The 20,142-nt window shown below is 67.0% G+C and carries 20 protein-coding genes; 14 read left to right on the top strand and 6 right to left on the bottom strand.

The genetic code is table 11. From position 1 onward, the window contains the following. Window positions 1-22: 22 nt before the first annotated feature. Window positions 23-904 carry an RNA polymerase sigma factor SigJ gene (gene sigJ / locus VFZ97_03435; protein HEX6392467.1) on the bottom strand — a complete coding sequence of 294 codons (882 nt, stop codon included), beginning with the start codon at window positions 902-904 and terminating at the stop codon, window positions 23-25. Further along, window positions 901-1,461 carry a carboxymuconolactone decarboxylase family protein gene (locus tag VFZ97_03430; GenBank protein HEX6392466.1) on the bottom strand — a complete coding sequence of 187 codons (561 nt, stop codon included), beginning with the start codon at window positions 1,459-1,461 and terminating at the stop codon, window positions 901-903. Before VFZ97_03430 ends, sigJ begins: the two co-directional genes overlap by 4 nt. A 126-nt stretch (window positions 1,462-1,587) precedes the next feature. Here VFZ97_03430 and VFZ97_03425 point away from each other — a divergent pair, with 126 nt between their 5' ends. Then, a complete protein-coding gene (locus VFZ97_03425; protein HEX6392465.1) occupies window positions 1,588-2,379 on the top strand; it encodes a hypothetical protein in 792 nt (263 codons plus the stop codon). A 6-nt stretch (window positions 2,380-2,385) separates the two neighbouring features. Here VFZ97_03425 and VFZ97_03420 read toward each other — a convergent pair whose 3' ends face one another. Continuing rightward, on the bottom strand, window positions 2,386-4,167 hold the full coding sequence (locus VFZ97_03420; GenBank protein HEX6392464.1) for a biotin carboxylase N-terminal domain-containing protein: 1,782 nt from the start codon (window positions 4,165-4,167) through the stop codon (window positions 2,386-2,388). 20 nt (window positions 4,168-4,187) lie between these two features. On the opposite strand from VFZ97_03420, the gene VFZ97_03415 reads away from it, so the two are divergent. The 10 genes from VFZ97_03415 (at window position 4,188) to VFZ97_03370 (ending at window position 14,340) form a co-directional block, all read left to right on the top strand. Further along, window positions 4,188-5,054 (top strand): biotin--[acetyl-CoA-carboxylase] ligase, encoded by an 867-nt coding sequence (locus VFZ97_03415; GenBank protein ID HEX6392463.1) that lies wholly within the window; start codon window positions 4,188-4,190, stop codon window positions 5,052-5,054. Between the two features lie 37 nt (window positions 5,055-5,091). After that, the gene (locus VFZ97_03410) at window positions 5,092-6,198 is read left to right on the top strand and encodes a glucose-1-phosphate thymidylyltransferase (protein HEX6392462.1); all 1,107 of its coding nucleotides are present in this window, start codon (window positions 5,092-5,094) and stop codon (window positions 6,196-6,198) included. A 329-nt stretch (window positions 6,199-6,527) separates the two neighbouring features. After that, window positions 6,528-7,514: a dTDP-glucose 4,6-dehydratase gene (rfbB, locus tag VFZ97_03405; protein HEX6392461.1), complete on the top strand. Its 987-nt coding sequence runs from the start codon at window positions 6,528-6,530 to the stop codon at window positions 7,512-7,514. 114 nt (window positions 7,515-7,628) lie between these two features. After that, window positions 7,629-8,492: a dTDP-4-dehydrorhamnose reductase gene (gene rfbD, locus VFZ97_03400; protein ID HEX6392460.1), complete on the top strand. Its 864-nt coding sequence runs from the start codon at window positions 7,629-7,631 to the stop codon at window positions 8,490-8,492. Next, window positions 8,489-9,784 (top strand): UDP-glucose/GDP-mannose dehydrogenase family protein, encoded by a 1,296-nt coding sequence (locus VFZ97_03395; protein ID HEX6392459.1) that lies wholly within the window; start codon window positions 8,489-8,491, stop codon window positions 9,782-9,784. Before rfbD ends, VFZ97_03395 begins: the two co-directional genes overlap by 4 nt. After that, the gene (locus tag VFZ97_03390; GenBank protein HEX6392458.1) at window positions 9,784-10,731 is read left to right on the top strand and encodes an NAD-dependent epimerase/dehydratase family protein; all 948 of its coding nucleotides are present in this window, start codon (window positions 9,784-9,786) and stop codon (window positions 10,729-10,731) included. Before VFZ97_03395 ends, VFZ97_03390 begins: the two co-directional genes overlap by 1 nt. Continuing rightward, entirely contained in the window at window positions 10,728-11,672 is a 945-nt protein-coding gene (locus tag VFZ97_03385; protein ID HEX6392457.1) for a glycosyltransferase family 2 protein, read from the top strand. The genes VFZ97_03390 and VFZ97_03385 overlap by 4 nt, the downstream gene beginning before the upstream one ends. A gap of 9 nt (window positions 11,673-11,681) precedes the next feature. Next, window positions 11,682-12,413, top strand: coding sequence for a hypothetical protein (locus VFZ97_03380; protein ID HEX6392456.1), 732 nt, complete (start codon window positions 11,682-11,684; stop codon window positions 12,411-12,413). Further along, window positions 12,410-13,393: an NDP-sugar synthase gene (locus tag VFZ97_03375; protein ID HEX6392455.1), complete on the top strand. Its 984-nt coding sequence runs from the start codon at window positions 12,410-12,412 to the stop codon at window positions 13,391-13,393. Before VFZ97_03380 ends, VFZ97_03375 begins: the two co-directional genes overlap by 4 nt. After that, complete coding sequence (locus tag VFZ97_03370; protein ID HEX6392454.1) at window positions 13,390-14,340, top strand: NAD-dependent epimerase/dehydratase family protein; 951 nt, start codon at window positions 13,390-13,392, stop codon at window positions 14,338-14,340. The genes VFZ97_03375 and VFZ97_03370 overlap by 4 nt, the downstream gene beginning before the upstream one ends. A gap of 41 nt (window positions 14,341-14,381) precedes the next feature. Here VFZ97_03370 and cofE read toward each other — a convergent pair whose 3' ends face one another. Then, window positions 14,382-15,116: a coenzyme F420-0:L-glutamate ligase gene (gene cofE, locus VFZ97_03365; GenBank protein ID HEX6392453.1), complete on the bottom strand. Its 735-nt coding sequence runs from the start codon at window positions 15,114-15,116 to the stop codon at window positions 14,382-14,384. Further along, complete coding sequence (gene cofD, locus VFZ97_03360; GenBank protein ID HEX6392452.1) at window positions 15,103-16,071, bottom strand: 2-phospho-L-lactate transferase; 969 nt, start codon at window positions 16,069-16,071, stop codon at window positions 15,103-15,105. Before cofD ends, cofE begins: the two co-directional genes overlap by 14 nt. A 54-nt stretch (window positions 16,072-16,125) precedes the next feature. Between cofD and VFZ97_03355 the strand changes: the two genes are divergently transcribed. The 3 genes from VFZ97_03355 to VFZ97_03345 are packed head-to-tail and all read left to right on the top strand — an operon-like array spanning window position 16,126 to window position 19,291. Next, complete coding sequence (locus tag VFZ97_03355) at window positions 16,126-17,220, top strand: glycosyltransferase family 1 protein (protein ID HEX6392451.1); 1,095 nt, start codon at window positions 16,126-16,128, stop codon at window positions 17,218-17,220. Further along, window positions 17,217-18,368, top strand: a complete 1,152-nt coding sequence (locus VFZ97_03350; protein HEX6392450.1) for a glycosyltransferase family 1 protein — start codon at window positions 17,217-17,219, stop codon at window positions 18,366-18,368. The genes VFZ97_03355 and VFZ97_03350 overlap by 4 nt, the downstream gene beginning before the upstream one ends. Before the next feature lie 11 nt (window positions 18,369-18,379). After that, window positions 18,380-19,291 carry a GDP-mannose 4,6-dehydratase gene (locus VFZ97_03345; GenBank protein HEX6392449.1) on the top strand — a complete coding sequence of 304 codons (912 nt, stop codon included), beginning with the start codon at window positions 18,380-18,382 and terminating at the stop codon, window positions 19,289-19,291. A 122-nt stretch (window positions 19,292-19,413) separates the two neighbouring features. On the opposite strand, the gene VFZ97_03340 is transcribed toward VFZ97_03345, so the two are convergent. Further along, the gene (locus VFZ97_03340) at window positions 19,414-19,944 is read right to left on the bottom strand and encodes a hypothetical protein (protein ID HEX6392448.1); all 531 of its coding nucleotides are present in this window, start codon (window positions 19,942-19,944) and stop codon (window positions 19,414-19,416) included. Window positions 19,945-20,142: the final 198 nt, after the last annotated feature.

The raw sequence follows: 20,142 nt of genomic DNA, 5'->3' as shown, positions 1-20,142 counted from the left end.
GGACCCGCTGCGGATCAGGGGATCAACAGAGAGAGGTAGGGGTATCGATGCGAGTCAGCTTGTCAGGATTGGTTACAACCCAGATTGCCGAGATGACGCCGTCGGTGATGTCGAACGCCATCGCGGCGTCCTGTTGTCCGGCGGGGTCGCGCATCAGGACGCCCAGAGCGGCGTTGACCGTCGCCGGCGCGAAAGTCACGTCGGGCGAGATCCGCCTGGAGATGCTGGCGAGGAAACGGTTGACCCGGTACGGACCGGTTACCGGCCGGCGAGCGGCGTGCCTCTTCGGCCCACCGTCGGTGACGAGCACGACGTCCTCGGACATCAGGGCCATAGCGGCTTCTGCGTCGCCGGTCGAGATAGCGGCAAGGAGACGATCGATGACCGAGCGGTCCGCAGCGGTCGGTCGGTGCGGCCTGGCCCGCTGCAACTTCTTACGCGCGCGGGTTGCGATCTGCCGGCACGCCGCCGGACTCTTTCCGACGGCCTCGGAAACCTCGGTCGACGAGTAACCGAACACGTCGGTCAGAAGAAAGACCACCCTCGACACCGGATCGAGTTGTTCCAACATGGCGAGGAACCCGAGAGTGAGCGTCTCGGCCGCCTCGGCCGCCTCCTCCGGCCCCGGCGCCGTCACTATCGGCTCGGGGAGCCACGGGCCGACGTACTTCTCCCGACGCCGGTGCGCCGACTTCAGGCGGTCGAGCGCTATGCGGGTAGTGACCGTCGTCAGCCACGCAGACGGCCGTTCGATTACCTCTCGGTCGGCGGCCGACCAGCGGATCCATGCCTCTTGGACCACGTCCTCCGCGTCGACCAGGCTCCCGAGGACCCGGTAGGCCAGGCCCAGAAGGCGCGCACGCTCCTTCGTGAACAGATCTTCCGAGGCGGTGGTTTCGGTCACGCGCTCGCCGGCACGATGCAGCTGTCCGAGAAGCCCTGGCTTCGCAGACCGAGACCTGCGTTGAAGCGGCTGCGATAGTTCTCGAGAGCCACCCACGCCGCCAACTCAACGATCTCCTCGTCGCTGAAGTGGTCGTGCAGGCGCGCGGCCAGATCGTCGCTGATCACGACCGGCGTGGCTGAAGCGGCTTCGGCGTACTCCAGGACGACCCTTTCTTTTTCCGAATAGACACTGCTGTCGCGCCACACGGGTACGTCCCGAACCTTCTCCGGGTCCTGCCCTTTCTGGAGGCTCTCGTAGTAGCCGAAGTCGGTGCACCAGGTGCAGCCGATGGCGCCGGAGGATGCCTGGATCGCGAGCAGCGCCAGGTGCGGGTCGAGCTTCTTCCAACCCTTCTCTGCCGCGGTCTCGATCAGGCCGGCGGCGACCAAAACGCCCGAGTGGTGCAAGCCCGCCTGCAGCGGCTCGACGTCCCTACCGAACCGGCGCCGGCCGTACGCTGCGGCGAAACGCGATATGAGTCCTTTCGGTTGCTCGACGAGGGGAATGATTGCCATGGTGGGCAGCTCCTGAGTTCTCGTTTTCAACCTCTCTGACGAGGCAACACCCATGGCTGTGACACCGCAACTCGGAGGGACAACGCAACTCGCAGGCCGAACAAGTAGGTTGAGCGGGGTGACGGGATGCCAGTAGACCCGGTCTCTCCTGAGGATTCTCTGCACCGGCTCGTCGAGAGTCTGCAGGAGCACCTCAAGCGCATCGAGCAAGAGACCGCCCCGGAGGTCATCGGTGTGACCAAGGCGGTCGAGCAGGGCCTGGTGCCCGCGTGGCGTCGAGCGACCGAAGGGGAGCATCGCCTGCCGATCGCGGCTGCGATAGCTGTCGCCATTGCGCTCCAGCTGGTTCTGCCTTCACGACTCGTGATCGGCCCGGGGTGGCTGCTGCCGACTCTCGAGGGGCTGCTGTTCATCGGACTCACCACGTACAACCCTCGAAGGCTGAACCGAACGTCGGACGCGGTGAGGGCAGCGAGCGTCGCGCTGATCGCTCTCATCTCCCTCGCGAACGCGTGGGCAACCGCAAGGCTCATCGACGGTTTGATCAACGGCAAGGAGGGAGACAGCGCGTCCGTTCTGATATCTCGAGGCGCGAGCGTCTACATCACCAACATCATCGTTTTCGCGCTCTGGTACTGGGAGTGGGATCGTGGTGGCCCCGTTCTTCGCGCGCACGGGACCCGCCAGTACCCCGACTTCTTGTTCCCGCAGATGACTCAGCCGAGCCTCGCGCCGCCCGAGTGGAAGCCGAACTTCATCGACTACCTGTACGTCTCCTTCACGAACGCGACAGCATTCAGCCCAACCGACACGATGCCGTTGTCGCGCTGGGCGAAGATGCTTATGTTGGTTCAGTCGGCGGTCGCGCTGCTGACGGTCGCGTTCGTGATCGCTCGCGCGGTCAACGTGTTGAAGTAACAGGATTCATTCGATAACGACGACGACGTCGCCGGCGCCGACCGCATCACCGGGCTTGACCTTGATCTCCTTGACGGTGCCCGACGCCTCGGCCGTGATGTTGTTCTCCATCTTCATGGCTTCGAGGACGGTTACGGCCTGACCGACTTCGACCTCGTCGCCCACCTGAACCAGGACCTTGACGATGGTTCCCTGCATGGGGACGGTCACTTGCCCGCTGCCGCCGGAGCCACCGTGCCCGTGGCCCCCTCCGGCCCTCGGAGCGCGGGGAGCCCGTGCAGCCGCGCCGGCCGAAGCACCTCCGGCCAAAACCGGGCCGACGTCCGGGACCCACAGCTTCACCTGGAAGCGTTTTCCGTCGACCTCCACGTCGACGTCGCGCTGGACGCGGGCCGGCTCGCCTTCTTCGGTCGGCGCGGGTTGAGCAGGTTGCGCGGACACACCGGAGAGATCGAGCTTTTGCTCGACCCAGTTGGTGGAGTGCTCGACTTTGACGAAGTCCGGATGCTCGAGGATCGCGATGTCTGCCGGGATCGTCGTCGCCGGTCCTTGAATCTCCATCTCCCGGAGAGCCCGAAGGGTCCGCCGGCGGGCGTCCTCGCGATCGGTTCCCCACACGATGAGCTTGCCGATGAGGTTGTCGTAGAACTGGCTGACGGTGTCGCCTTCCTCGTAGCCAGCGTCGGTCCTGACGCCGAAGCCGTTGGCACTGCGGAAGCGGGTGATCTTGCCGGGAGATGGCAGAAAACGTCCGCCCGCCGGATCCTCAGCGTTTATCCGAACCTCGATCGCGTGCCCGTTCAATCGAACGTCCTTCTGCGCGAATCCGAGGGGCTCGCCGTTCGCGATCCGGATCTGGAGGGCGACCAGGTCCATGCGAGTGACCGCCTCTGTCGCGGGGTGCTCGACCTGGAGCCGGGTGTTCATCTCGAGGAAGTAGAAGTCGCCGTCCTGGTAGATGAACTCGACGGTCCCGGCGTTCACGTACCCGCATGCTTTGGCGACCTTGACCGCCGCCTCTCCCATCGCCGCAAGCGTCGCCTCGGGTATCGCCGGCGCCGGCGCCTCCTCGATGAGCTTCTGATGGCGCCGCTGAGCCGAGCAGTCACGGGTGCCGAGGTACACCGCGTTGCCCTTGCTGTCGAGGAACACCTGCACCTCGACGTGTCGCGGCCAGGTCAGGTAGCGCTCGAGGTAACTCTCCGGCCGCCCGAAGGCCTTCTCGGCCTCTCTCTGTGCCGATTCGAGCGCGTCGGCGGCTTCGGACGCCTGACGCACGACCCTCATGCCTCGGCCGCCCCCGCCGTAAGCGGCTTTGATCGCGATCGGCCAGCCGTGCGCCTCGCCGAAGGCGATCACCTCGTCGGCCGACTTCAGGACCTCGGTCGTCCCGGGGACACCGGCGACATCGGCCCGCTGTGCCGCCAAGCGCGAGCTGATCTTGTCTCCCATCACTTCGATGGCCTCGGGGGGCGGTCCGATCCAGATGACTCCAGCCCCTTGGATGGCCCTCGCGAAGTCGGCGTTCTCGGAGAAGAAGCCGTATCCGGGGTGGACAGCATCGGCACCGGAGCGAGAGATGACGTCGAGGATCTTCTGGGTGTCCAGATAGCTCTCAGCGGCGGTCTGGCCGCCGAGGGAGTACGCCTCGTCGGCGAGGCGGACATGCAGTGCCTCGCGGTCGAGGTCGGAGTAGATGGCGACAGTCGCAATACCGAGCTCGCGGCATGTGCGGATCACCCGAACGGCAATCTCCCCCCGGTTGGCTATCAGGACCTTTGTGAGCACGAGGAGGCATTCTGTCAGCCGTGTTCCTCGACGAGCGAGTTCGCGCGGACTTAGCGGCGTTCACCCGATTCGGCGACATCCGCCTTCTCGACGTGACCGATTCGACGAATCGGGTCGTAGGGGACATGGCGGCCGAGGGTGCCCAAGAGGGGGTGGTCGTCGCCGCCGATCTTCAGACCGCGGGCCGTGGCCGCCTCGATCGCACGTGGGAGGCGGAGCCCGGTGATGCGCTTCTCGTCTCGCTCCTGCTGCGCCCGAGCGATCTGCCCTTGTCCCGGTGGCACCTGGTCACGGCAGCGGCGGGACTGGCTGCCCGCGACGCCTGCGCCGAGGTCGCCGACGTCCGTCCGGAATTGAAGTGGCCGAACGACCTGATCGAGCCCGAAGGTGTGGAAGGCGATCTGCCACCCGGCGGCCTGCCCCGCAAACTGGCCGGAATACTGGCCGAGTCGACCGCCGGCGCCCTGGTCGTGGGCATGGGATTGAACGTGCATTCGGGCCCGCCGGGGTCGGTGTGGCTGGATCAGCTGGCCGGACGCAGAGTCGGGCGGCCCGACCTCCTTGCCGCCTGGCTGCGAAAATTCGACGGGCTGATCGGGGACTGGGATGTTGTCGCTGCCCGGTACCGGAGCGAGTGCTCGACCGTCGGTAGAGAAGTCGAGGTCGAGGAGGTTGGGTCGCGGCTCGTGGGCGTCGCCGAGAGCATCGACGACGAGGGAAGGCTCATCGTCCGGCCGGCTGGTTCGGCTGGTTCGGCTGGTTCGGGCGGCAGGGCTGGTTCGGGCGGCAGGGGTGGCTCGGGCGGCCCGGGCGGCAAAGGCGGCGAAGGGGCGCCGGCGCTTGTCGCCGTCTCTGCCGGCGATGTGGTTCACCTGAGGCCGGCGTGACCCAGGGCGACGACCCTGCCCCAGTATCGTCGTTGGGGTGAAGGCGCTGATCCTCGCTGGTGGCGCGGGGACGCGGCTCCGGCCCATAACCCACACTCGGGCCAAGCAGCTGGTCCCGGTCGCCAACAAGCCGATCCTGTTCTACGGCCTGGAGGAGATCGCCGACGCCGGGATCAAGGAGGTCGGGATCGTCGTCGGCGACACCGCAGCCGAGGTTCGGGCCGCCGTCGGGGACGGGTCCTCGTGGGGAGTGTCGGTCACCTACTTGCCGCAGGAGGCGCCGCTCGGCCTCGCCCACGCGGTCTTGATCGCCCGGGAGTTCCTCGCCGAGGACGACTTCGTGATGTACCTCGGAGACAACCTCCTCAAGCAGAGCCTCAAGGACTTCGTCGACAACTTCGAGGATGACCGCCGGCGAGCCTTGTCGCCGACTCTCGACGGCCCCGGTGAAGTTCCCCGAGCCCAGATCCTGTTGAAAGAGGTGCCCGACCCTCACCGGTTCGGGGTTGCCGAGCTCCGCGACGACGGGGCGGTCGTCCGCCTGCTCGAGAAGCCCGAAGACCCGCCTTCCAATCTCGCTCTGGTCGGCGTGTACCTCTTCGACCCGACGATCCACGACGCGGTCGCATCGATTCGCCCCTCGGATCGTGGCGAGCTCGAGATCACCGACGCCATCCAGTGGCTCGTCGACAACGGACACCGCGTTCGTGCCGAAGTCCTCCAGGGATGGTGGATCGATACAGGGAAGCTCACCCCGCTGCTCGAAGCGAACCGGTTGATCCTCGAAACGATCGAGCGGAGGGTGGAGGGGGAGGTCGACCCGGCGTCCGAGTTGGATGGGAGGGTCGTGGTCGAAAAAGGGGCGGTTGTTGTCCGGAGCCGGGTTCGCGGCCCGGTCATCATCGGCGCCGGCACGACCATCCAGGACAGCTTCCTAGGACCCTTCACCGCGATCGGCCGGCGGTGCATCATCGACCGCAGCGAAGTGGAGCACTCGGTGATCCTCGACGACTGTCAGGTCCTCGGGGCGGGGCGGATCGAGGACTCACTGCTCGGCCATCACGTCGAGGTGACCCGGAGCGACCGCCGCCCCAAGGCGACCAGGCTTATGGTCGGCGACCACGGGACGATCGACCTGTACTGAGTCGGGCCCGACTCGCCGGCCTGACACGAAGCCGGCCTGACACGAAGCCGGCCTAACACGAAGCCGGCCTGACGCCGTCCCGTCTCGAAGGCCCGTCTCGAAGGCCCGTCTCGAAGGCGCGTCTCGAAGTCGGTCTGGGTCGGTGAAGACACGTTTGGGCGTAGAAATCGGCATCATCTGCGCAGTTTTCACACCCGAACGCAAGAGTTACGCCCAGAAAGCCCAGACGGAGTGCCGGCGGAACATCGAGCACGCATCAGCGAGGCGGGCGGGGCTCCACCGCAGCGCCCGCCCGGGGGCGCCGGCGGCCCTCCGGTTATCCTCGTGGGGTGAAATTACTGGTCACCGGCGGCGCCGGGTTCATCGGGTCGAACTACGTCCGGTGGGTTCTCGCGCACACGGACGACCAGGTCACGGTCTACGACGCGCTCACCTACGCCGGCAACCGGAGCACCCTGGCCGACGTCGAACGGGACTACGGCGACCGGTTCAGCTTCGTCCACGCCAACATCTGCGACCTCGAGTCACTCACCCGGTCCGTCGAGGGCCACGACGCCGTCCTCCACTTCGCCGCCGAGAGCCACGTGGACCGGTCGATCACCGGGCCCGAGGATTTCGTGGTCACCAACTGCGTGGGGACGAACGCGGTCATGTACGCCTGCCGGAACGCCGGCACATCTCGCGTCATTCACGTGTCGACCGACGAGGTCTACGGCTCGGTACCTGAGGGCCACAGCCTGGAGAGCGACCCGCTCGACCCCCGTTCGCCGTACAGCGCGTCGAAGGCCGGTTCGGACCTCATCGCCCGGTCGTACTTCTCGACTTACGAGCTGCCCGTGGTCATCACCCGCTCGTCGAACAACTACGGACCCTGGCAGTACCCGGAGAAGGTCATCCCTCTGTTCGTCACCAACCTCCTCGACGGGAAGCAGGTACCCCTGTACGGAGACGGCCTCAACAGGCGGGACTGGCTGTTCGTGGACGACAACTGCTCCGCGATCGACGCCGTCCTGCGGTCCGGCGAACCCGGCGAGACCTACAACATCGGGGCGGGCAACGAGCTGACCAACCGCGAGCTCACCGAGCGGCTGCTCGCCCTGGCCGGCGCCGGCGAGGAGTCGATCCTCTACGTCGAGGACCGGCTGGGACATGACCGTCGGTACTCGGTCGACATCACCAAGGTCCAGGGTCTCGGCTGGGAGCCGTCCCGCAAGCTCGACGACGCCCTCGAGGAGACCTTCGCCTGGTACCGCGACAACCGGTGGTGGTGGGAGCCGCTCAAGGCCGCCGGCGCTCCGGTCGGGTCGAGGGCGTGACCGCACCTTGACGGCCCAACCTTTGAAGTTCCAGCTCTTGAAGTTCCAGCCCTTGAAGTTCCAGCCCTTGAAGTTGACGCCGTCGCCGACAGGGGCGAACGCGAGCCACCTCGAATGAGGATCCTGGTCACCGGCGCCGGCGGGCAACTCGGGACCGAGCTGGTCCGGCTGCTCGGGAGCCAGCGACACCACGAGGTCATCGCCGCGACCCATCAGATGATCGACGTTGGCGACCGGGACCAGGTTCTTTCTGCGGTCACCACCGTGGACCCTCAACTCGTCATCCACGCGGCCGCCTGGACCGCCGTCGATGCCTGCGAGTCGGATCCCGACAGGGCGTGGCGGGTGAACGCCCTCGGCTGCCGGCACGTGGCCGAGGCCGCCGCGCTGACCGGGGCGCATCTCGTCGCCGTCTCGACCGACTACGTGTTCGACGGAACCTCGCCGGCCCCGTATACCGAGTGGGACCGGACCAATCCGATCTCGATGTACGGACGGTCGAAGCTCGGCGGCGAGCAGGAGATACAAGGGCTCCTCCCAGGGGCGACGATCGTGCGAACCTCGTGGGTGGTTGGGGCCAACGGCTCGAACATGCTGAAGACCGTCCTTCGGCTTGCAGCCTCCAGCGAAGCCCCGCTGCGTTTCGTCGACGACCAGCGTGGCTGCCCGACCTTCACCGAGGACCTGGCGACCATGCTGGCCAGGCTGGGCGTCGCCAAGCTGCCGGGGATCTTCCACGTCACCAACCAGGGTCCAACCACCTGGTTCGGGTTCGCGCGGGATGTGATCCGGGCTGCAGGACTTGAAGCTTCCCGCGTGGAACCGATCAGGACCGACCAGCTCGATCCGCCACGACCCGCGAGGAGACCACCGAACTCCGTGCTCGACAACACGGCCCTCCGATCAAGCGGTATACCGCTCCTGCCCGACTACCGAGAACCGCTCGAGCGGACAGTGAAGGCACTCGTCGCGTCATGAGCCCGGCCAGAATCGCTGTTGTGGGCACCGGGTACGTCGGTCTGACGACCGCGGTGTGCCTGGCGCATCTCGGTCACCGGGTTATCGCCTCTGATATCGATCCGCGCAAGGTCGACATGCTTAGCAACTCCTTGCCGACGATCCTCGAAGAGGGCCTTCCGGAGCTCCTCGCGGAGGGTGTCGGCTCCGGGAGGCTCTCGTTCACGACCGACACCACCCAAGCGGCTGACGGAGCAGACTTCGTGTTCCTGTGTGTGCCGACCCCGCAGGGAGCGGACGGCTCCGCGGATCTGAGCTTCGTCCAGGACGCCGCCAAGGCGATCGCGCCGCGGCTCAAACCTGGGGCGGTGGTGGTCACCAAGTCGACCGTGCCGGTGGGTTCGGTGGGCGTCGTCGTGGCAGCGCTTAATCGGCCCGATACGGCCGTCGTCTCCAACCCCGAGTTTCTGCGCGAAGGCCGCGCGGTTCACGACTGGCTGAACCCCGACAGGGTGGTGATCGGCAGTGACGACCGGGCGGCCGCGGAACGGGTGGCAACTCTGTACGAGCCGCTCGCCGCCCCGATCCTTATCACCGATGCGGCGTCCTCCGAGACAATCAAGTACGCGTGCAACGCGTTCCTCGCCGCGAAGGTGTCTTTTGTGAATGCAATTGCCAACCTCTGCGGCGCGGTCGGAGCCGATGCAGTCGACGTCATCAGGGGGATGAGCTACGACCGCCGGATCGGGGCAGACCACCTTTCCCCCGGTCCCGGCTGGGGGGGCTCGTGCTTCCCGAAGGACACGAATGCACTGATCAGGATCGCGGAGGATCACGGTTACGACTTCGGCCTTCTGAAGGAGGCGATCGCCGCCAACGACGAGCAGTTCCTACGGGTGGCCAACAAGGTCGAGGAAGCAGCCGGAGGCGACCTCCAAGGCTCGACGGTCGCGGTGTGGGGCCTCACCTTCAAGGCTGCGACCGACGACCTCCGTGAGTCGCCGGCGCTTTCTGTTCTGCGCCACGTTGCGGCCAAAGGCGCGTCGATCCGCGCGTACGATCCGACCCTGCCCGATCCGGACAACCCCAGCCTCAAGTCGTTGCGCATCGACGTCACAGACGACCCCTATTCGGCGTGCGAAGGCGCGCGAGTCCTGGTCGTGCTTACTGAGTGGCCCGAGTTCAAAGACATGGATCTTCGAAAGGTCGCGGCCGCGATGACCACGCCTGCGATCGTGGACGCGCGCAACGTCATCGAACCGCACGATGCTCGTGCTGCCGGCTGCTCGTACGCCGGCATGGGACGTTCGTAGTGCGCGTAGCTGTCGCCGGAGGGGCCGGTTTCATCGGGCGGACGATGTGCCTGAAGCTTCTCGACCGCGGTGACGAAGTGATCTGCATCGACAACCTCGTGACCGGCTCCACCGAGCACGTCAAGGAACTGTCTGTGCACGCTGCGTTCTCGTTCATCGAAACCGACGTCAGCGCCGGCGTGGATATTGCAGGTCCATTGGACGCGGTGATCAACCTCGCGTCGCCCGCCTCACCTGCCGACTTCGGACCGCTGTCGCTGGAGATCCTCCGCGTCGGCAGCAGCGGGGTGGCCAACCTCTTGGAGCTGGCCCGGCAGCATCATGCGCGGTTTCTTCAAGCGTCGACGAGCGAGGTGTACGGCGATCCCGCGATCCATCCTCAACCGGAGAGCTACTGGGGCAACGTCAACCCGATCGGCCCCAGGTCGGTGTACGACGAGGCGAAGCGGTTTGGAGAGGCACTCACGATGGCGTACCACCGGAGGTACGGACTCGAAGTTCGGATCGCCCGGATCTTCAACACCTACGGTCCCGGAATGCGACTGGACGACGGGCGGGTCGTGTCGAACTTTGTCACCCAGGCCCTGCGCGGTATGCCGCTCACCGTTTACGGGGATGGCTCGCAGACGCGCAGCCTGTGCTTCGTCGAAGACGAGGTCGACGGGTTGCTGGCGCTGCTGGCAAGTGGGTATGGATCGCCCGTGAATGTCGGCAGCGACGACGAGCGGACCGTGAAGGAGATCGCTGAATTGGTGATCGAGCTGACCGGCTCCGAGTCCGAGATCACCTATTCCCCGCGTCCGGAAAACGACCCCGCCCAGCGCCGGCCCGACCTGACTATCGCCGAACGCGAAATCGGATGGAAGCCCAGCATGCCGGTTCGCGACGGGCTCGTCGCAACCGTCGACTGGTTCAAGTGCCGGCTCGCCTTCGACCCTACGTCGTGACGCCGGGCCCAGGCCCGGCCGGCCCCAAAACCGGGATGGCCGCGGTCGTCGTCAACTACAACGCGGCCGGCCACTTGACCGGCTGCCTTCGGTCAATTGCCGAAAGCGGCATAAGCGAAGCGGTCGTCGTAGACAACAACTCGACCGACGACTCTCGCGCCATCGTCGACACGGAGGACGCTGTTTGGCTGCCGGCCGGCTCGAACCTCGGGTACGGACGCGCCGCCAACCTGGGAGCCCAGTCTCCGGTCGCCAAATCAGCGGAGTACCTGCTGATCTGCAACCCCGACGTCGAGATCTTCCCGGGTGCGGTTGAAAAGCTGGTGGAGGTCCTCGAGAACGACCCCTCCGTCGGCCTCGTCGGTCCGGCGATCACCAATCCGGACGGCACCCTTTACCCCTCGGCCCGGACCTTCCCTGACATGGTCGACGCGATCGGTCACGGGCTCCTGGGCCTGGTGGCGCCCAGGAACCGGTTCACCCGCCGTTACCGCCTGCTGGACTGGGACCACCGGGAGCTGGCCAAGGTGGACTGGGTTTCCGGAGCGTGCTTCGTGGTGCGACACACCGCCTGGGATTCGGTCGGCGGTTTCGATCCCGACTACTTCATGTACATGGAAGACGTTGACCTCTGCTGGCGGATCGGTCGCGCCGGCTGGGACGTCGCCTACGAACCGGCGGCGAAGGTGCTCCACGTGCAGGGGGTTTCCGCGGACCGTCACCCGTACCGGATGCTCGCTGCCCACCATCGCTCGCTCTGGCGTTTCGCGTGGCGGACCACCGAGGGGTCGAGGCGGGTCGCGCTTCCCGCAGTAGGGGTCGGCCTGCTGGCCCGGCTGGCGGTGGCCGCTGCCCTCCACCGGGTCGGCGGACCCACCGCGTCCCGCACACCCCCTGCTTCTCCGCCGACCGGTGGGGCTGCGCCGCGGCCGCTACCCTGACGCGACGCTATGGGCAAGGCTTCCTCGAACAAGAAAGTCGCGCGCGCGGCGGGAATCGGTGGCGGGCGCACGTACCGCGGACGCACCCCCTGGACCTACTTCGGGGTGATCGCCCTGATCGTCGTCCTCGGCGTGGTCGGCACCGTCACCAGCCGTGACCGGCGCCTCTCCCAAATCAACCAGAAGGGAGGGACTCCGCCTACCGTCGGCACCACCTGGCACGAGGGTTACGGCGTCTACGAATGCGGGAAGTTCGTCGACGCGATAACCAGGACCGGTAACCCGCAAGGGATCACGACCGCGCCTTCCGCACCGGGCGTGATCCTCATCCAGCCGAAGGTCAAGGCGGCCGCCGGGAAGAACGCAACCCTGGGCAAGTTCGCTTCGGCAGTCGGTATGAGGCTCAACGCAGCCGAGCTCCAGGTGCCCGGCGGAACCCTCTACCAGGACGGCAGCAAGTGCGGTGCCCAGCCCGGGCACGTGTACGTAAAGCAGTTTGCCTACGCCGGCGCGACGGTGGGGCAGCTCTACAACGGTAAAAAGGGACAGCTGCCGAAGCTCGACCCGCGCGACGTTCCCCTCAACGATCAGATCCTGATCACGATCGCGTTCGTTCCTGCTGCGGACGCGTCGAAGATCCCGCCGCCGCCGGATTACGTCAACACCAACCTGAACAACTCGGCCTCCTCGTCGTCGACCACCCCGGCAACCACTACGACGCCGACCACCACGAAGAAGTGAAGGCCGTAGTCCTCGTAGGGGGCGAGGGCACCCGTCTCCGACCCCTCACCTTCACCACGCCCAAGCAAATGCTGCCGGTCGGCGGGAAGCCGATGATCGAGCGGGTCATCGGCAGGCTCGGGTCGTACGGGATCACCGGCGTGGTCCTTTCGCTCGGCTACAAGCCGGACGCGTTCCTGAAGGCCTATCCCGACGGCCGATGCGCCGGCCTCGCGATCGAGTACGCCGTCGAAGCGGAGCCGCTCGACACCGCAGGAGCCATCGCGTTCGCCGCGCGCGAAGCAGGCATCGACGATACGTTCGCCGTCCTGAACGGCGACGTTCTTACCTGCCTCGACGTCGGTGAGCTGATCCGGTTCCACAAGGACCGGGAAGCCGAAGCCACGATCGCGCTCACCCCGGTCGAGGACCCCTCCAGGTTTGGGGTGGTGCCCACCGACCGCGAGGGGCGGGTCATCGAGTTCATCGAGAAACCCGCTCGCGACGAGGCACCCACCAACCTGATCAACGCCGGCACCTACGTCCTCGAGCCCTCGGTCATCGAGCGCATTCCGACCGGGCGGCGGGTTTCGATCGAGAGGGAGACGTTCCCGGCGATCGCCAAGGACGGCGCCCTGTACGCCCTGGCGTCCGACGCCTACTGGGTCGACGCGGGGACGCCTGCGACGTACCTGGCTGCGAATCTGCGCTACGTGGCCCCTCCGGGTCCGGCCGTCGACATCGAAGACGGAGCGAAGGTCACCTCGAGCGTGATCGGCGACGGCGTGAAGGTCGGAGCCGGCGCCGTGGTGCACGAATCGGTCCTGTTCGATCGAGCGGTCGTGGGCGCGGGCGCCGAGGTAACGTCGTCGATCCTCGGTCGAGGCGCTGTGGTGGAAAAAGACGCCGTTGTCGCCGACCTGTCCGTCATCGGAGACGAAGCGGTCGTGCCGGCGAACGATCAGATCGTCGGTGGTCGCCTGCCTTCTTCAAACGAATGAGAGCTTTGGTTACCGGCGGGGCCGGGTTCATCGGGTCCAACTTGGTGGACAGGTTGCTCGCCGAGGGCAACACCGTCGATGTCGTCGACAACCTTTCGACCGGTTCGCTCGCCAACCTCTCGGACGCGCGCAAAGCCAAGCTCGGCCGGTTGAGCTTTCATCAGCTCGACGTTCGCTCGCCCGATCTGATCGAGCTCATGAACCGGTGCCGCCCGGACGTCGTGTTTCACCTCGCCGCTCAAGCGGACGTTCGGGTTTCGGTTGCGGATCCAGCGTTCGATGCCGACGTGAACATCATCGGATCGCTGCGGATGCTCGAAGGAGCGCGCTCCTCGGGTGCGCAGAAGGTCGTGTTCGCGTCGAGCGGTGGGACGATCTATGGCGATCCCGACCCGTCGGATCTCCCTGTCAAAGAGTCCCATGCGCAGACCCCGATCTCCCCCTACGGCGTGGCGAAAAAGGCGGTCAGCGACTATCTCTACGCGTACCGGGAGCTGCACAATCTCGAGTTCACCTCGCTGGCTCTCGCCAACGTTTACGGACCCCGACAGGATCCTCACGGCGAGGCCGGCGTTGTCGCGATCTTCGCCGGCCGGATGCTGTCAGGACATCCCTGCACCATCTACGGCGACGGGAAGCAGACGCGCGACTTCGTTTATGTCGACGATGTCGTCGACGCTTTCGCCCGTGCCGCCGAACGCGGCGGTGGGCTTGTCCTCAACATCGGAACCGGCTCCGAAACAAGCGTCAACCGTTTGTACCAAGCGATGGCTTCTTACGCCGGAGTCACTTCGGCTCCTGTCCGTGCTCCAGCCCGACCCGGTGAGCTCGAGCGCAGCTGCCTCGATCCTTCGCGCGCGCGGATCCATCTCGGGTGGTCGCCGTGGACGTCTCTCGAAGAAGGCGCAGCGTCGGTGATCGATTGGTTCCGAGCGCAGCCGGACTGACTCGGCCGGGCTGACTCGGCCGGACTGACTCGGCCGGCGCCCTAACGGAACAGGTCCTCGCTGTACGGGCGCACGATCTCGGCGCGAACCGACGATTCGCGCAGCCAGGCAGGGTCGACCCCCCGTACCACTGCCACGGGCACGCCGCTCGACTTCCCCATCACCAGCTCCGCGGCACCGGCCAGCTCGTCCGCGACGCATACCTCGGTCACGGCGAGCTCCCTGCCCAGCGCGTCGGGACTGCCGCGTAAATCGACGACTGCCGCGACTCCGGCGGTGCCGATAGCAACGTCCGTCAGGCCCTGCCGCCACGTGCGGCCGAACGTGTCGGAAACGATCACGCCGACCTCCACGCCCGAGCGGGCGCGTATCCCGTCTCTGATCCGCCGGGCCGAACGATCGGGATCGACCGGCAGGAGGGCCGCCCAGCCTCGCTCGACGTTGGACAGATCGACGCCCGAGTTGGCGCACACGAAGCCCTGCTTGGTCTCGGTCACGAGAAGGTCCCCGCGCTGGCGGAGGATTCTCACCGCTTCTTTGCGTACCAGGTCCTTGTGAGCCACCGGGTCGTCGGGGTCGATCCCGACGAGGCGACCCTCGGCCTTGGACACCACTTTTTGGGTGACGACCACGACGTCACCTGATTCGAGCCTGACGGCTTCGAGGATGAGCGCCGCCAGCTCATCCCCCGGGCGAATCTCGGGGAGCCCGGCAACAGGCGTGATCGTCAAGCCCCGAGGCGTCCGCCCTTCTTGAAGCAAGTCAGCGACCGCCACTGGCGAGTGCCTCACCGACGACGACTCGAGCCAGAGCTGCCGCTTCGCTCGGACCGGTCATGACCGTCGGGGTGACGACGACTCGCATCCCCGCACTTTCCACGCCGTCTGCCAGATGCGAGTCCGCTTCGTCGATCACCAACGTCGACGCGTACGGCGCCCACACGCGGGCCACTCCCACCACGGAGGCTTCATGGCCGAGCTCCTCGAGCATCCGGTCGGCCGGGCCCTTCAACGCCCGCCCTGCGATGATCGGCGAGACGGCGACGCAGGCTTCGCGTCTCGCCCTCACCGCGTCCCCGATGCCTCCCGTGGCGAGCACCGGACCGATGGACACGATCGGGTTGGAAGGGCAGATGACCAGCAGGCTGGCTTCGGCGATCGCGTCGAGAACGCCGGGTGCGGCTGACGCGGTTTCGACGCCGGCCAGGCGAATCGACCTGACCGGCACGTCATGGCGGCGGCCCACGAAGTACTCCTGGAACCCGATCTCGCTCTCTGATTCCCCTTCAGCATCGCCGTCAGCGACGACGACTCGGGTCTCGACCCTGTCGTCGGACATCGGAACCAGCCGTACCTCCACACCCCAGCGCCGGGCGATCTCGCTCGTGACCTGCGAGAGCGTGGCGCCCTCGGCCAGCCTGGCGGTGCGGTAAAGGTGGGTACCGAGATCGTTGTCGCCGAGGTTGAACCAGCTCAGCCGTCCGGCGCTATAGGCCCGAAGCTGCTCCATCGCCGACCAGGTCTCCCCTACCAGACCCCAGCCCGTATCCGGGTTGATCATGCCGGCGAGGGTGTATGTCACCGTGTCGAGGTCAGGGCTGACGTGCAGGCCGTGCATCACCGTGTCGTCGCCCGTATTCACGATCGCGGTGACGCTCCCGGGCTCGACAACCGACACCAGGCCCCGCAGCATCCGGGCTGCACCAACACCTCCGGCCAGCGCCACTATCACCGGGAAACCCTATCCCGACGGTCAGGCTGCGCCGGCGGGCTAGTTTTCGGGGCCGTGTTGACCGTCGCCGTCGACGCCACGCCGCTTGCCGGCGACCGAACCGGCATCGGACGAGCAGTCAGCGGGCTGGTTCGCAAGCTCGCGGCACGGGACGACCTGACCCTCGTCGGCTACGGGCTCACCGCCGGCGGCTGGCACCGCGTTCGCGAAGCCCTGCCCGAAGGGTCCAAGCCCGCGCGTGGGCCGATGCCCGCCGCGGCGCTTCTCCGGGTCTGGGCCCGGGCTGACATGCCACCCGTCGAGTTGTGGACCGGCGACATCGACGTGGTGCACGGCACGAACTATGTCGTGCCGCCAGCCCGGAACGCCGCCCGGCTGGTGAGCGTGTGGGACCTGACCGCGGTGCGCTATCCGGAGCTCTGCACCGCCACCAGCCGTCGGTATCCCCAGCTGGTGGAGCGGGCGATCGGGCAAGGCGCGTGGGTTCATACCGGGGCCTGCTCGGTCGCGCGGGAGATCGTCGACCATTTCGGTGTCGAGCCGTCGAGAGTCCGGGTGATCCCGCCCGGGCTCGACCCGCCCGCCGCTGTCTCGACGGGCGGCCAAGGCGGCCCGCCGTACATACTCGGCCTTGGTAGGACGGAGCCGAGGAAGGACTTCCCCGGCCTGGTCTCCGCGTTCGACCGGATCGCGTCGTCCCATCCGGATCTACAGCTGTGGATCGCCGGTCCCGCGGGGTGGGGCGAGGATGACCTCGACGCGGCGATCCGATCATCCCCAAACCGCGCGAAGATCAAACGCCTCGGCTGGGTGAGCGATGCGAGCACTCTTGTCTCCCGAGCGGAGGTCTTCGCATACCCGTCGATATACGAGGGTTTCGGCTACCCGCCGCTCGAAGCGATGTCGTTCGGCGTCCCTGTCGTTGCGACTTCAGCGGGCGCCTTGCCGGAGGTCGCCGGCGACGCAGTAGTCATGGTCGAGCCGGGAGATACCGATGCTTTGGCGGGCGCGCTCGCTCGGGTTCTCGGTGACGAGGGGCTGCGGCAACAACTCGTCGAGAAGGGGAAGAACAGGGTCGCGCGCTTCACGTGGGACGCGGCAGCGAGTGCAACTCGCGCGCTTTACGAAGAGATCGCGGGCTCCCGGTGAAAGTCGCGGTCAACGCCGAGCAGCTGCTTTACCACTCTCCAGGAGGGATAGGTCGCTACACCGCCCAGATCCTGAGCGGCCTTCCGCGGCTGTTCCCTGACGATCAGGTAGTCGCGTTCACCGCGCGGCACCCTCGCCGAACGGTCAACGCAGCTCTGCGGGCCGCGGGTGTCAGCGATCAGGCGACGGCCGGCCCGGCGACAATTCTTGGTCTCACCAGACCGGTCCTGTACGAGAGCTGGCTGCGTTTTGGGCGCCCGCGCCTGCCGAGCTCGTTGGATACCGACCTCGTGCACGCACCGTCCGTCGCGGTTCCGCCGCATCCCCAGGTTCCTCTCGTGGTGACCGTTCACGACGTCGCCTCGGAGCTTTTTCCGGAGAGCTTTCCTCGGCGCGGGCGGCACTTCCACCGTCTCGGGTTGCGCGCCGCGGAGCGGAGGGCGGACATCGTCCTCACGGTCAGCGACGCCTCGGCGGCCGACATCGCCGAGCACACGTCGATCGAGCCGGAGCGGATCCGCGTGGTTCACAACGGTGTCGAGCCGATGCCACTCGAACAGGAGCACCGGGCCCGAATCCTGCGTGCGCTCGGGCTGACCGACCGCATGTACGTCCTGTGGTTGGGGAGTTTCGAGCCCAGGAAGGGCGTCGGCACGATCCTCGCCGCGATGGCCGAGCTGCGCCGAAGACGGGCCAACCCTGATGTGCATCTGGTTGTGGCCGGGTATGCGGGTTGGCTGGAGGACGGGTTGGTGGACCCGGCCGACCGGGCCGCGCTCGGGGACTCGCTGCGCCAGATCGGCCGGGTCAACGAGGAGGAGCTGTGGGCGCTTTACGGCGGCGCCGCGCTGTTCACGTTTCCCAGCAGGTACGAGGGTTTCGGCCTTCCGGTGGTGGAGGCGATGAGCCAGGGAACCCCCGTAGTCGCCTCGGACATCCCGGCGATGCGCGAGGTGTCCGCCGGGGCAGCCAAGTTGGTGTCGCCGTCCTCGCCGCAAGCCTGGGTGGACGCCATCGAGGAGCTGCTCGACGACGACGGTGCGCGCACGCGTCTCGCCCAGGCGGGTGTGGCGCGCAGCCGAGAGCTCACCCTCGAAAGCACCCTTCGCGGTATCCGGGCCGTCTACGCGGAAGTCGCGGGGCACTAGCGTCGGTTGTCGTGCGGGTACTCGTCACCGGCAGCAAGGGCTTTGTCGGCCACTGGCTTCTCGACCATCTCGAGTCGAACGGCGACGAGGCCGTGGGGCTCGACGTCGAAGCCGACGTCACCGACGCACCCGCTATAGCCAGGGCCGTCGTGCGGGCCGAACCAGACGCGATCTGCCACCTGGCGGCGCAGGCGAGCGTTTCGGCGTCGTGGGTCGACCAGCCTGCGACTTACACGGTCAACACGATCGGGGCGGTCAATGTGATGGCGGCAGCCCTCGGCTGTGCCCGGCGCCCCCGGGTGCTGCTGGTGAGCTCCTCCGAGGTTTACGGGCGGGTGCGCCCTTCCGAGCTTCCGGTCGGAGAGGATGCGCCCTTCGCCCCGGTAAGCCCTTACGCGGCGAGCAAGGCGGCGGCGGAGCTGGCCGGCATCCAGGCCTGGTTGGGGGAGGGGCTGGAGGTCGTGAGGGTGCGTCCGTTTAACCACACCGGGCCCGGGCAGAGGCCCGACTTCGTCGTGCCGGCGCTGGCCAAGCAGGTCGCCGAAGCCATGGCATCGGGTGCGGACGCTCTCTATACCGGGAACCTCGATGCCCGAAGGGACATCACCGATGTGCGGGACGTGGTGCGCGCCTACCGGATGCTCCTCGATGCGGGCGAGCCGGGCCAGGCCTACAACGTTTGCAGCGGGACAGCGGTGAGCATCCGGGAGGTGGCGGGGCGATTGCTGCGCGTCGCCGGTCTCGATCTCCCGGTCATCGTCGACCAGGAGCGGGTCCGTCCGGTGGAGATCCCGGAACTGCGCGGGGATCCTTCCAAGCTGCACGCCGCCACCGGGTGGAGACCCGAGGTCGACCTGGATCAGACCCTCGCCGATGTTGTCGGGTACTGGAAACGGCCGGCCGCTTCGGCGGCCGGCCGCTAGCCAGCGGGGGGATAAGCGGGACTGGGCCGGGGCCCAGCCGTGCCGGTTGTTACGGCCGGGGACGGGGTTGGGGTCCCCGTGCTCCGGAGGAGGCTGGGGTTGGGGCCCCAGCCGGGCCGGTGTTACAGGCCGACGGCGGTGCGGAAGAGCTGCTCCGGCGTAGTAGCCGCGGCCCGGACGGTCTGGACGACCGACTTGGCGCTCTCGGGCAGGCGCTCCTCGAGGCGGTCGAACTGCTCGTCGACCTGGCGACGGACCGGCTGGAGCCGCTCGTCGAGGGTCTTCACCAGCCCGGTCAGTTGCAGGCGGATTGCTTCCGCCTGTCCTTCGAGGACCTTGCCGGCGGACGAGAAGTTCTCGCTGACCTGCTCGCCGAACTGCCCGTACTGGCTGATCGCCTGCTTGCGGTAGGTCTCGATCTGCTTGCTGATGGTGGTGGGCAGGTCGCCGATGTTGGCGAGCTGAGCTTCGAACTGCTTGCCGAACTCGTCGATCTGCTTGGTCAGCTCGACCCGGCGGACCTGCGCCCGCTGGAAGCCGAGAACCCCGAGCCCGACGGCAACGTACGCGGTGTCCTTCAACGCGTTGTTCACGTCGGTCGCGGCCTTGTTGATGTCGACTTGCGGGAAGGTCGGGAAGGTGATGTCAGGCATTCGTCCTCCTGGGCTGCCACCTCGGCATTCTCGCCGGGGGGCGGATGCTTGCTGGCGGCTTGCTAATGCTTGCTGTCAGTACCGAATGTATAACAGTTGCAAGCACTCTGCAAGCACCCAACGTCGTGTCGTTTGTCACAGACTGCGGCGGTGTAGCGGGCGTGATACCGCCCTCGCCTGCAGCCATAGTCATATACC

The sequence above is a fragment of the Acidimicrobiales bacterium genome (genome assembly GCA_036378675.1).
Lineage (GTDB): Bacteria > Actinomycetota > Acidimicrobiia > Acidimicrobiales > Palsa-688 > DASUWA01.
The sequence above is the reverse complement of the archived record's forward strand: the minus strand, read 5'-3'. Positions and strand labels throughout refer to the sequence as shown.

Bases quoted from the DNA above. Each gene is read 5' to 3' on its own strand.
- VFZ97_03395 (HEX6392459.1), top strand. From the start codon at position 8,489: ATGAGCCCGGCCAGAATCGCTGTTGTGGGCACCGGGTACGTCGGTCTG.
- rfbD (HEX6392460.1), top strand. From the start codon at position 7,629: ATGAGGATCCTGGTCACCGGCGCCGGCGGGCAACTCGGGACCGAGCTG.
- VFZ97_03430 (HEX6392466.1), bottom strand. From the start codon at position 1,461: ATGGCAATCATTCCCCTCGTCGAGCAACCGAAAGGACTCATATCGCGT.
- VFZ97_03380 (HEX6392456.1), top strand. From the start codon at position 11,682: ATGGGCAAGGCTTCCTCGAACAAGAAAGTCGCGCGCGCGGCGGGAATC.
- VFZ97_03425 (HEX6392465.1), top strand. From the start codon at position 1,588: ATGCCAGTAGACCCGGTCTCTCCTGAGGATTCTCTGCACCGGCTCGTC.
- VFZ97_03340 (HEX6392448.1), bottom strand. From the start codon at position 19,944: ATGCCTGACATCACCTTCCCGACCTTCCCGCAAGTCGACATCAACAAG.
- VFZ97_03370 (HEX6392454.1), top strand. From the start codon at position 13,390: ATGAGAGCTTTGGTTACCGGCGGGGCCGGGTTCATCGGGTCCAACTTG.